Source organism: Virgibacillus alimentarius (assembly GCF_000709085.1).
In the GTDB taxonomy this organism is placed as follows: Bacteria; Bacillota; Bacilli; order Bacillales; family Amphibacillaceae; genus Virgibacillus_B; species Virgibacillus_B alimentarius.
The window spans coordinates 39,350-51,841 of sequence record NZ_JFBD01000028.1 but is presented as its reverse complement, the minus strand read 5'-3'; the positions used below and the strand labels follow the sequence as shown (position 1 = coordinate 51,841).

Below are 12,492 nucleotides of genomic sequence, written 5' to 3'. Positions count from 1 at the left end.
AAAATACCGATTCTAATAAAGAACAATCCGATGAAGCAAAGCAAAATGATGATCAGAAAGCAGATAATGAAGCTGACAGTCAAACAAAGGACCAAGAAACTTCTGTAAAAAATGATAAAGAAACCGAAGAAAAAGGAAATAAGGAAAATAAAATGAATACACAAACAGAAGATGACCAAGAAGAAAATGAAAAAGAAGAAGATAATGGAAATGATGATGAGGATTTAAATCTGAAAGAAATCCATGGAACTGCAAACGGAGATATTGCTTATGATTTTAATAAAGGATATTATGTCCTACATCTGCAAGCTGGGCTTTCAAATTATACCAATACACAGGATGTAAATAAGAAGTGGGTAGCTTTTGCATTGCCAAATGGTGTTGCTATTCCGGACGTTGGAGATGTGCCAAGTGGGATTTTACCAGTACAGCTAAACGATGGAGGCACAGGAGTTGCAGTAAAAGTACCAGATGTTAAAGGAATTGGAAATCAAACAATATTTCTGGATATCCCTTTACAAGGCGTTCCAGAGGATAATGATCCAAACAACAACCTTTACCTACTGAATGTAGATGGAAATGCAGGAACGTACGAGGAAATAGGACAAATCAAAAGTCAGCGTGATATTGATTTCTCCGTGATGGACGATAACCCGCAATTAGATCTTCATGGGTCCATTGATGGAAAAGCAACTTTTAATAATGAAAAAGGCTATTATGTACTGGATGTAACTGTGAAAGCACAAAACCAAACAGATTCAAGTGTTGATGAGCTATATGCAGGATTCGAAATTCCTGAAGGGGTTAGAGTGCTAAACAATGACAATACGCCTGCTAATATTCAACCAATACAGCTAGAGGATGGATCAAATGCGGTTGCAGTAAAATTACCGAAAATAACTTCGGATGACAAGCAAGAAGTAAGTTATCAAATCCCTATAATCGGCGTTTCCGACGAAAAAATGGAAGCTTCAACAATTAACGCATATAAAATCGAAAATAACAGCTATCATCCAGTTGGACAATATGAAGGCACAATTAGCGTTGACTTTTCAGAAATGACAGAGCAATGGGAATTCGATGCAAAAAGTCAAATTGTAAAAGACTTTCCTGGTCTAGACAACAATCAGTTTGGACTAAACTTTGCCTTCAACGCAAGTAATTTAACAATTGACAATATCGATAAAGTAAAAGTTGAATTCAATGTACCTGAGGATATTACCGTTCATGAACCAGATGAGTATACACAAGGGAATATTCCAGACGCTTTAGATGATTTTCTAAGTGACGGTGGTCTGGGTGGAGACCTTGACATCGAATGGGGTGGAAACACAGCAATCATTCACCTTGATTCTATTGACGGTGCTGCTGGTTATGAAGGTTTCTTCTCAGCTATTGGAGAAAGCACAAAAGCATTAAGTGAATTGGAAGGAATCAATGTACAAGTAACGCTTTACCAAAATGGGAATGAAGTCGTAGAAGAGATCGACGTACCATTCGAAATCGTTTCTTACGAAGGGGACGGCAAAGACCCTGGTGATGGCGAAGATGACAAAGACGATGGCAACAAGCCGGGCAACGACGAAGATAAAGATAAAAATGATAAGGACGATAATAGCAACAAACCTGGCAATGATAGTAACAAACCAGGAGATGAAAAAGACCCTGGCAAAGATAAGGACGATAACAAAGACGATGGCAACAAAGATAAAGACGAAAATAACAAGAAGGATAACAACAAAAAAGACAACAATAAAACAGAGGATGACAAAAAGAAAGATGCAGATAAAATTGATTCAGATGACGAGGATGATTCGGACGAATTAACTGTAACTGAAACCAATGATTCTGGATTAGACGGAATGACATTGCCTGATACAGCGACAAATCTGTATACATGGCTTTTAACTGGCGGAGTCCTAACTGTCGCTGGTGTAGGATTATTGCTCTTTAGAAAAAAGAAGCAAACGGACAGCTAAACGATTAAAAAGCAGCTACACATACAAATTCGTATGTTGTAGCTGCTTTTTTGATGTTAAGAAATCCGCCCCCAGTCAAACTGGGGAATACTTCTATTCTTCCTTTTTACTAATATACTCATTTGGCGTGCCGCCCTCAGCATTATGATTTTTAAATTGACTCTTGCGCCCATTTCGATGTTCCCCACTATTTTCATTTTCCTTAAACTGGTTGTTTCGCTTTTTATCTTTAGTAGACAATAACATACTCCTTTCCTTAAGTTGCGATTAGTTTTTGAATAATAAGTACTTTTATTCATGGCATATCATATTTTATAAAACAAATAAAAAATCGAATTAGTGAGGAAATTGGAAAAAAACTAAGTAAATTGACGTTGGACATAATTATTTGTTTGTGAATCCAATTTTTTATACAATATGTACAATTTATAAACTTTATATTGTATAAAGTATTCGTTACACTAAATACTGACAATAAACGGAGGTGTCATACATTTGTTGAAATTTGAAAATGTTACCAAGATGTATAAAAAAGGCGTAAAAGCGGTTAATGATATCTCTTTAAGTGTAAAAGAAGGAGAGTTCATTGTTTTTATTGGCCCCAGTGGTTGCGGCAAAACAACTACAATGAAAATGATTAACCGCTTAATCGAACCGACAGAGGGCAAAATTTCCATTAACGGGGAAAATATATTAGACAAAGATCCGGTAAAACTGAGACGCGAAATTGGTTATGTTATCCAGCAAATCGGGTTGTTTCCCCACATGACCATCGAAGAAAACATTTCACTGGTGCCAAGATTGCTTAAATGGTCTGAAGCGGACCGCAAGAATCGGGCCGCTGAGCTTCTGAAGCTGGTTCATATGGATCCTTCCTATTTAAAGCGTTATCCGCATGAATTAAGTGGCGGACAGCAACAGCGAATTGGAGTACTGCGAGCCTTAGCTGCTGAACCGCCACTTATTTTAATGGACGAACCGTTTGGCGCACTTGACCCAATTACCAGAGATGGTTTGCAAGAAGAATTTAAGAAATTGCAGAAATCATTAGGCAAAACAATTGTATTTGTCACACACGACATGGATGAGGCGATTAAATTAGCCGATCGTATTGTCATTTTAAAAGATGGAGCAATTGTACAGGTGGGTACACCTGATGAGATATTACGTGAACCTGCCAATGAATTTGTTGAAGAATTCATCGGAAAAGACCGCCTCGTTCAAGCGAAACCAAATGTGCAAACAGTTGAACAAATTATGAATGCAAACCCTATCACAATAACAGCAGACAGACCCATCAAAGAGGCAATTCAAATCATGAAACATCATCGAGTTGATACCCTTCTTGTTGTAGATGATTCACGTGTATTAAAAGGTTATATTGACGTTGAAATCATTGATCATACCTTTAAAAAATCCACTTATGTTGGAGATATTATCAAATCAGATATCTTTAAAGTGAAAAGAGATACCCTTGTACGCGATACGATCCACAGTATTTTAAAACGAGGTATTAAAAACGTTCCAATCATTAATGAGAAAGACCAGCTCGTTGGTATTGTAACGAGAGCCAGTTTAGTGGATATCGTGTACGATACGATTTGGGGCGAGGAAGAAAGTCTTGCAAAAACAATTTAGGAGGTGACAAACGTGCAAAGTATCATCGAATTTTTAAATGAGAATGGCGGGGAATTGCTATTGAAAACATGGGAGCACCTCTATATATCTCTCATAGCTGTTCTCCTAGGAATCATTGTTGCAGTACCGCTTGGTATTGCCCTTACCCGAATCCCTAAAATGGCAGAAGTTATTATGCGCATCGTCAGTACAATTCAGACTTTTCCCAGTTTGGCAATTCTAGCATTTTTCGTACCGATTTTAGGCGTAGGAAAAGTACCTGCAATTGTTGCATTGTTCTTTTACTCCGTACTGCCGATTTTACGAAACACCTATACAGGTGTGAAAGATGTAGATAAAAGCTTTTTGGAAGCAGGACGCGGTATGGGAATGAATAGCTGGGAAATTATTCGCCATGTAGAGATACCATTTGCAATTCCAATCATTATGGCTGGTATCCGTTTGTCTACCGTTTATTTAATTGGATGGGCAACGCTAGCTTCTTTTATCGGAGCAGGCGGCCTTGGATCTTATATTTTCGATGGGCTAAATCTCTACTTACCAGAATTTATCATCGCAGGAGCAATCCCTTCTATGATCATGGCTGTTGTCGTTGACCAGGTATTTGCCCGCATAGAACGATGGGTTACTCCAAAAGGAATGCGAATGAAGCAACAAGCAGCCTAGAAAGGAGGAAACAAAAACGGTGATGAAATTTTACTCAAAACGCATACTCACAATCACGGCAATATTGGCACTTTTACTTAGCGGCTGTTCTTTGCCAGGTTTAAGTGGTTCTTCCAAACAAACCGTTGCTATCGGAACATTGGGTACTGCTGAATCAAAAACAATGGGATATATCATAAGTCAAATGATTAAACACTATACAGATCTGGATACAACGATTGTTAGTAACCTGGGATCATCCGTTGTGCAGCATAAGGCTATGACCGAGGGAGAAGTAGATGTTACATCCACACGATATACAGGGACAGACTTAGCCATCATCGGTCATGACCCGGTCAAAGATCCTGATAAAGCATTGGAAATCGTACAGGAGGAATTTGAAAAGCAATTTGATCAAACATGGTTCGGTTCCTATGGTTTCGCCAATTCCTATGCATTTACGGTCACAAGTGAATTAGCTGAAAAGGAAAATATTACCAAAGTGTCCGATTTGGAAAAGCTATCTTCAGAAATTAGTCTAGGAGTAGATAATGGCTGGATTAAACGAAAAGGTGACGGTTATGAAGGATTTACAGAAGAATACGGGTTCGAATTTAACCGCCTCTATCCAATGGCGATCGGTTTAGTTTATAAAGCAGTAGCCAGTGAAAAAATGGATGTTGTTTTAGCCTATACAACCGATGGGCGGATCAAAGCATATGATTTAAAGGTTTTAGAAGATGATAAACAATTTTTCCCACCTTACGATGCCTCACCAGTAGTACGTAATGATTTGCTAAAAAGGCATCCGGAGTTATCTTCTATCTTTAAAAAATTAGAAAAAACCATTACAACAGAAAAAATGCAAGAATTAAATTATGAAGTAGATGTAAAAATGAAAGAACCAGCTACAGTTGCCAGAGAGTTTTTAAAGGAACATAATTATTTTGAATAAAAAGGGGTGATCTTCGTTGGATACAATAAGCGATTTATTTACTTATTATAGTAATAATATGCCCTATGTATGGGAGCAAATTATTCGCCATGCCTTGGTTTCCTTTTATGGTGTTTTATTTGCCGCTATTGTGGCTATTCCGCTCGGCATTATTATTGCCCGCTATCATCGATTAAGCGGTTTTGTTATTTCACTTGCTAACATTATTCAGACAATACCGGCATTAGCCTTACTGGCAGTACTCATGTTAGCGATGGGACTTGGGCCAAATACAGTCGTTACCACGCTATTTCTCTATTCGCTTTTACCAATTCTCAAGAATACGTATGCAGGAATCCGCCAAGTCGATAAAACGCTGCTAGAATCAGGAAAAGCAATGGGTATGACAAAATTTCAAATTCTGCGCATGGTCGAGATTCCATTGGCTATGTCTGTCATCATGGCTGGACTTCGAACTGCTTTAGTAATTGGAATTAGTGTCGCTACAATTGGGACATTCATCGGGGCCGGAGGTTTAGGTGATATCATTATTCGAGGAACAAACGCCTCAAATGGTGCATCTATTATTCTGGCAGGAGCGATTCCAGCTGCTCTTATGGCTATTATTGCTGACTTCGGAATGGGAAAACTTGAATTTTGGCTTTCCCCTGCAAATGAAAAAGTTGCGAAGAAATGAAAAGCGTAGAAATTTTTCCTAAGAAGAAAGGGATTTATGATGAAACGTAATTATATTTTGGAAGAAAATGTAGAATGCAAACTATCCGATGGGACCATTTTACGCAGTGATGTTTATCGTCCAAATGATGATCATCGTTACCCAGTCCTTATGCTCCGTCTTCCTTATGATAAAAAAACACCGCGTTATTTTAATGAATATGTAGAAGTGCCACGAATGGTAGATGCTGGATATATTGTTATTCTTCAGGATGTACGCGGTCGCTTTGCTTCAGACGGAGCGTTTTATCCATTTGTAAACGAGAGAAAAGACGGGTATGAATCAGTGGAATGGGCTGCTTCCCTCCCCTGCTCCAATGGCAAGGTCGGCCTTTTTGGAATGTCCTACCACGGATATACACAGTTTGCAGCAGCTGCCGAAATGCCGCCTTCATTGAAGGCTATTGCTCCGGTGATGTCAATGACAGATCCATGGACTGGTATGTTACACAATGAAAACGCCTTGGTTGAGATTGGATCCTTCGCTACTTGGACACTGGAATCCATCTTGCCGAATATGCTCAAGCGACGTGGAGAAAAAAGAAATGTCCAGCAATACACCGATGATCTTCCCGATTGGATCTCTTATGCTCCCTCAAATACATGGCCACCATTAAAAGAGCTCGATCCGAATTCATTTTTCTTTGATTTCATTAATAAAAATATGAACCAAGAAATGATAGAATATATCTCTTTGTACGATCATCTGCAAGAAATGAAGGTTCCTGCACTTTTTATTGGCGGCTGGTTTGATTCATTACTGAAATCAACAATCAAGGCATACCAAAATTACACTGGACCATCTATGCTTTGGATTGGTCCGTGGACACATACTGAAATGACGGGACGAGCCGGGGAATGTTACTTTGAAGACAGCGCTACCTCCATCGGGATGGATAAAATACAGGATCCAACAGAGCTCCATATCCGATGGTTTGACCATTGGCTAAAAGATAAACCCCTTGCCATTGATAAATCTGTCCATTTGTACAAAATGGGACAAAAAACATGGGAGGCTCTCGAGTGTTTACCTGCTTCTGTGCATGTGCAGTATTTCTATCTTGAAAGTAATGGAGATGCTCGTACACTGCATGGGGATGGACGCTTGATGATGGAGCCAACGACAATCGATTCTTTGAATAAGCTGTTGCTCGATCCTAAAAACCCAGTCCCTTCTTATGGTGGCAATTCGATTGTTGCCGGTCAGGAAGCAGGCATGTTTGATCAGCGAAAAATCCAAAGCCGAAAAGATGTCCTTGTTTATACGAGCAGACCGCTGGAAACCCCTTTAAACATCTATGGATTAGTACAAGCAGATATATGGGCATCCAGTCCGTCATCGCTCCTGGATATTTTTATTCGAGTCTCTGATGTCTATCCAGATGGAAGAGCTTATAATATCGTTGATTCTTTTCACAGAGAGGTTGTGAACAAGGATCAACCTGCACGTATCCAAATGGGTGTCAATTACACCGCTTATCAAGTAAAAGCAGGACATTCCATACGAATAGAAATCGCAGCATCGAATGCCCCACAATATGACGTGAATCAAAATAATGGACAAACATCAATCACTGCCTCAAACGGCCTTCCTGCCTATGAAACGATTTATCATAGTAAAAGATATCCTTCTAACGTTATCTTACCACTGGAAAACACGTAAAATGAAAAGACGTGAGCTCAGGCAGCTTGCGTCTTTTATCATGATGAAAAGTATTGACATTTGATAGCGGAATCTGTAATATTAACAAGAATAAGTTAATTGAATCTGTTACCTTTAAAACAGTCCTGTGAGGCTGGCAAGGAACAAGCGTATACATATGCATTTTTTGATGCATTATGATGGTTGATGTCAATCCATCTATTTATACAGCATCTTGCCGTTCATCAGGCAGGGTGCTTTTTTAATGTAAAATAATCATCCAGGGGGGAGAGAAGATGGAGGCACGTGAAATTCAAGTGCATGAACGTTTACCATTTTTACAGAGTTTACCATTAAGTTTACAGCATTTATTTGCCATGTTTGGATCAACAGTACTTGTGCCTATTTTATTTGGAGTGAACCCAGCAACGATTTTGCTGATGAACGGGATCGGTACACTCATTTACCTGTTTGTTACAAAGGGAAAAATACCCGCCTATTTAGGATCAAGTTTTGCCTTTATTTCGCCGGTTACGGTAGTGTTAGGTCACTACAGCGGAATAGAGGGCTTTGGCTATGCATTAGGCGGATTCTTTATCGTCGGGGCAACACTTATCATCATTTCAATAATAGTTAAAATAGCAGGAACCTCCTGGATTGATATCATCTTTCCTCCTGCCGCGATGGGGGCCATTGTAGCGGTTATTGGGCTTGAGCTTGTGCCAACTGCAGCAGAAATGGCAGGTTTAATTAAACCGGCAGATGCAGGAGAAAATTGGGCCGCTGATTCATCTGTTTTAGCCGTTTCATTGCTCACACTTGGACTTACCATTATATTTTGGGTGACAATGCGCGGTTTCTTAAAAATCATCCCTATTTTGCTCGGAATCATTTCCGGTTATGTAATTGCCTATTTTTATGGACTCGTAGATTTTACTGCTGTACAGGAAGCAAAGTGGATCTCCATGCCGACTTATTATCAAATAAAGTTTAATCTATCGGATATATTGATTATTCTTCCTGCTGCGCTTGTTTTAATCCCGGAACATATTGGACACTTAGTCGTAACGGGAAACATTGTAAGAAAAGATCTTATCAAAGATCCAGGCCTGGACCGCTCCTTATTCGGAAACGGGATCTCAACCATGATTTCAAGTTTATTTGGTTCGACGCCAAATACAACCTACGGTGAAAATATTGGTGTGCTGGCGATTACGCGGGTTTATTCTACTTGGATTATAGGCGGGGCTGCTATACTTGCGATTATTTTATCTTTTTGCGGAAAATTGGCAGCATTAATTTCTTCTATTCCAACGCCTGTCATGGGCGGTATTTCCTTGCTCTTATTTGGAATTATTGCAGCAAGTGGAATTCGCATGCTTGTAGAAGCAAAAGTAGACTATAGCAATTCACAAAACTTAATTTTAACATGTGTTGTTCTAGGTATAGGGATTAGTGGCGCAACCATTAAACTCGGAACAGTTGACTTACAAGGAATGGGACTTGCTACAGTTGTAGCTGTTATCCTGAGCCTATTCTTCAAACTCCTTGATATACTTAAACTATCTAATGAATAAAAGATAGGGACAGTCCTCCATCGCTTTAAAGCGGTCGGAGACTGTCCTTTTTACTCTTTTATTGATACCTACGGTGGACTTTATTTCCGTCGTAGGAATAAAGAATTTTTTTATTTTCGACATAAGTTTCGACATGAACCGTTCTACCCCACAATTGATAAATATATTGGATGACATTTTCCAAATAATGAAGATCAAGCTCTATTCCTTCATATGAATGGACCAAATAAAGTTCTCCATTACGCTGATAATCTCCGTTATCTACCGTAATATACGGAAAACCTCCATTGACTCTCATGGATATAAGCTGATCTCGCACCTGTTCATGATCTTTATCTGTAATTCGATAATCACTGCCCTGCTTTTCAAATAAATACATATCTTCCCTTTGGACCATTTCTTTTGTTAAATAATTTCGAATAAAAGAAATATCCGAATCAATCTCTCTTACTTCAAATATCTTTTCTCTGCCTGTGTTTGGTTGTATTCCCATCTTTTTCATTTCTTCCGTTGGATTATTATAGCGTTCCTCAATATCTTCAAAAATTTTTATTCCCAAGTAGTATGGATTAATCTGATGTCTTGAAGGCTGGACAACACCAGCATTTAAGGTAGCAAACTCAATGGTTTCATCCGTTGTAAGATCCATCTCCCTTAAGATTCGCTGATGCCAATAAGAAGCCCATCCTTCATTCATAATTTTTGTCTCCAGCTGTGGCCAAAAATAAAGCATTTCTTCACGCATCATGGTCAAAATATCTCTTTGCCAATCTTCCAACTCACGGCTATGCTGTTCAATAAACAATAAAAGATCTTTTTCTGGATGAGGCGGGAACTTCTTGCGCCTTCTCATCTTTGTTACTTTCTTATCCTCCGGTTTTTCATCGATACTCCATAAATCATCATAAGGTGTTTTTACACGAGATGGGGCTTCCTCCTCTTCCTCCAACTCCTCATAAGACGCTAATGTAGGTCTTACAAGCGATGGATCTATATGCTCTTGAATGGATAAAACAGCATCCAAAAAGCGCTCTACCTCATCTTTGCCATAAATCATCTCATAATGTTCAATCCGCTCCGCTGTAGCTGTCATACTTTCTACCATATCTCGCCTTGTATTGGAAAAACGGACATTATTTTTGAAAAAGTCACAATGGGCAAGTACATGGGCTACAATGAGCTTATTTTGAATAAGGCTATTCGTATCAAGTAAAAAGGCGTAACAAGGATTGGAGTTAATAACAAGCTCATAGATTTGGCTCAAACCGAGGTCATAATGTAATTTCATTTTATAAAACTGTTTTCCGAAGCTCCAATGGGTAAATCTTGTTGGCATACCATATGCACCGAACGTATAAATAATATCAGCAGGACATATTTCATATCGCATCGGATAAAAATCAAGTCCGAATCCAGACGCAATTTCTGTAATCTCATCGATCGCACGATAAAGTGGCTTTGTGTCTGTCAATTAGTATCCCTCCAAACGTTGCTTTTTATAGTTTATGAAGCAAAAGGAGGAATAATGATAGGCACTTCTTAAACAATGAAGTGTATGTTAAAAAACACTTTTTGTACCTCAATTATTTCTGTATGTTTACATCAATCAAGGAAAGTATAAGATCAGGAGGGATGAACATGAATCATCATTTTATAACCGTTGAGGAATTTAACCGATTAATCCACCAATGGACCGGACATACGATTAAAATTATGAAGCATGAACTGGATGATGTTGACGAGACATGTCTACATTTAGACCATATTTCCTATGCAACCAACACAAGAAGAATCGATGATTATGAAGCAATGCATGCACTTCATTTAAATGGAGGTGGGTCCATTCAAACAGACAAGGATCCATACACTTTGCCAGACAATCTCTATGAGATACCACTTCAGGATACGACATTATATGAGTACGACGGCTATCAATTTCTAATAAGTACGGATCGCGGCGTTTATAAAATAGAGCTGGTAGAATGAACCAAGTAAGAGGCCCTTATAAAGTCAAAAAAATCCCCCAGCTTAGGGGAGATTTTAAGCCGTTGCTGTTTCTTTTCTAAAAAAGCTTTTCATTGCATGGTATACATCACGTTTTTCTTTTAGAATATAATGACGGAATTTAGGATTTTCAAATGTCTTATAGGCATTCATTAAAGTGGATCTGCGATTATATGCATTTACCTCCCCGTAGCCAAACATACTCGAAACATCCATGATCTCATTTACCAATTTGATACAGTTTGGATTATCCGATGTGATATTTTCACCGTCTGAAAAATGAAAAGGGTATATATTATAGCTGGACGGATGATATCTTTCATCGATTAGCTCTAAAGCTTTGTGATAAGCGGATGAACAGATCGTTCCACCGCTTTCTCCTTTTGAGAAAAAGGCTTCTTCTGATACGACTTTCGCTTCTGTATGATGTGCAATAAATGCAATTTCAACGGTTTCATATTTTGAACGTAAAAACTTTGTCATCCAGAAAAAGAAACTTCTCGCTATATACTTCTCAAAATTACCCATGGATGCACTCGTATCCATCATTGCTAGAACAACAGCTTTTGATTCGGGTTTAATGACGTCATTCCACGTTTTAAAGCGTAAATCATCATTATGGATAGGAGTTATTTTCGGTTTTCCCTCTTGTGCATTTCTTTTTAAAGCAGTTAAAATCGTCCGCTTTTTATCCACATTTCCCATAAGTCCTTTCTTGCGTACATCATTAAATTCCACATCATCTGTTATGATTTCTGCTTTATCCTTTTCCTGCAAATTAGGCAGCTCCAATTCTTTAAATAGAGCGTCTTCCAATTCCGCTAGTGATACTTCCGCTTCATAATAATCCTCACCTGGCTGATCTCCCGCCTTTTTTCCGCCTCCAACACCCTCTTTTCCATTTGGGTCACGAGCAACAAGATCACCGATTTCACTATCCCCATCACCTTGGCCCACATGCTTTGATTTATTATGATTATAACGTATTTTATATTCGTCTAACGAACGAATCGGAATTTTTACCTTTTCCCGACCATTCGACATGATAATACTTTCTTCACTGACTAAGTCGGGCAAATTATTTTGAATGGCATCTTTCACCTTTTCTATATGACGCTGTTGATCTTGATAGCCTTTACGATGGAGAGACCAGTTTTCCTTGGAGACGGCGAAACTACTTTTTTCTTCTTCCTGCATTCTATCCCCACCTAACTATTTTAAGAAAATTTTGTACTTTATTTATCCTATGCAAGCACAAACAAGTTATTGCATTTTTAGAGAACTTTGGGTAAAAAAATAACAAGACTCACGCGAAGATAAGTCTTGTTATTTTTTGTA

Annotated in this window: 11 protein-coding genes; 8 read left to right on the top strand and 3 right to left on the bottom strand. The window is 38.6% G+C overall.

From position 1 onward, the window contains the following. On the top strand, nt 1-1,979 hold a 1,979-nt coding region (locus GZ63_RS0105300; RefSeq protein WP_029267587.1), incomplete at its 5' end, for an LPXTG cell wall anchor domain-containing protein. A gap of 93 nt (nt 1,980-2,072) precedes the next feature. Here GZ63_RS0105300 and GZ63_RS18060 read toward each other — a convergent pair. Then, a complete protein-coding gene (locus tag GZ63_RS18060) occupies nt 2,073-2,219 on the bottom strand; it encodes a hypothetical protein (protein WP_198020907.1) in 147 nt (48 codons plus the stop codon). Nucleotides 2,220-2,474: 255 nt separating this feature from the next. Here GZ63_RS18060 and GZ63_RS0105290 point away from each other — a divergent pair, with 255 nt between their 5' ends. From GZ63_RS0105290 to uraA, 6 genes are all read left to right on the top strand, one after another. Next, nucleotides 2,475-3,617, top strand: a complete 1,143-nt coding sequence (locus GZ63_RS0105290; RefSeq protein WP_029267585.1) for a betaine/proline/choline family ABC transporter ATP-binding protein — start codon at nt 2,475-2,477, stop codon at nt 3,615-3,617. A gap of 12 nt (nt 3,618-3,629) precedes the next feature. Continuing rightward, nucleotides 3,630-4,283, top strand: a complete 654-nt coding sequence (locus tag GZ63_RS0105285) for an ABC transporter permease (protein ID WP_029267583.1) — start codon at nt 3,630-3,632, stop codon at nt 4,281-4,283. A gap of 22 nt (nt 4,284-4,305) precedes the next feature. Next, nucleotides 4,306-5,217 carry an osmoprotectant ABC transporter substrate-binding protein gene (locus GZ63_RS0105280; RefSeq protein WP_029267581.1) on the top strand — a complete coding sequence of 304 codons (912 nt, stop codon included), beginning with the start codon at nt 4,306-4,308 and terminating at the stop codon, nt 5,215-5,217. A gap of 16 nt (nt 5,218-5,233) precedes the next feature. Next, nucleotides 5,234-5,893: an ABC transporter permease gene (locus tag GZ63_RS0105275; RefSeq protein ID WP_029267578.1), complete on the top strand. Its 660-nt coding sequence runs from the start codon at nt 5,234-5,236 to the stop codon at nt 5,891-5,893. A gap of 39 nt (nt 5,894-5,932) precedes the next feature. Next, complete coding sequence (locus GZ63_RS0105270) at nt 5,933-7,594, top strand: CocE/NonD family hydrolase (RefSeq protein WP_226374305.1); 1,662 nt, start codon at nt 5,933-5,935, stop codon at nt 7,592-7,594. 275 nt (nt 7,595-7,869) lie between these two features. Next, entirely contained in the window at nt 7,870-9,150 is a 1,281-nt protein-coding gene (gene uraA, locus GZ63_RS0105265) for a uracil permease (protein WP_029267573.1), read from the top strand. A gap of 58 nt (nt 9,151-9,208) precedes the next feature. Here uraA and GZ63_RS0105260 read toward each other — a convergent pair whose 3' ends face one another. Next, the gene (locus GZ63_RS0105260) at nt 9,209-10,621 is read right to left on the bottom strand and encodes a SpoVR family protein (RefSeq protein ID WP_029267572.1); all 1,413 of its coding nucleotides are present in this window, start codon (nt 10,619-10,621) and stop codon (nt 9,209-9,211) included. 167 nt (nt 10,622-10,788) lie between these two features. Here GZ63_RS0105260 and GZ63_RS0105255 point away from each other — a divergent pair, with 167 nt between their 5' ends. Further along, a complete protein-coding gene (locus tag GZ63_RS0105255) occupies nt 10,789-11,136 on the top strand; it encodes a hypothetical protein (RefSeq protein WP_029267569.1) in 348 nt (115 codons plus the stop codon). A gap of 54 nt (nt 11,137-11,190) precedes the next feature. Here GZ63_RS0105255 and yhbH read toward each other — a convergent pair whose 3' ends face one another. Next, complete coding sequence (gene yhbH / locus GZ63_RS0105250; RefSeq protein ID WP_029267567.1) at nt 11,191-12,351, bottom strand: sporulation protein YhbH; 1,161 nt, start codon at nt 12,349-12,351, stop codon at nt 11,191-11,193. Nucleotides 12,352-12,492: the final 141 nt, after the last annotated feature.

Coding starts and splice junctions, on each gene's coding strand:
- GZ63_RS0105280 (WP_029267581.1), top strand. CDS start 4,306: ATGAAATTTTACTCAAAACGCATACTCACAATCACGGCAATATTGGCA.
- GZ63_RS0105270 (WP_226374305.1), top strand. CDS start 5,933: ATGAAACGTAATTATATTTTGGAAGAAAATGTAGAATGCAAACTATCC.
- uraA (WP_029267573.1), top strand. CDS start 7,870: ATGGAGGCACGTGAAATTCAAGTGCATGAACGTTTACCATTTTTACAG.
- GZ63_RS0105255 (WP_029267569.1), top strand. CDS start 10,789: ATGAATCATCATTTTATAACCGTTGAGGAATTTAACCGATTAATCCAC.
- yhbH (WP_029267567.1), bottom strand. CDS start 12,351: ATGCAGGAAGAAGAAAAAAGTAGTTTCGCCGTCTCCAAGGAAAACTGG.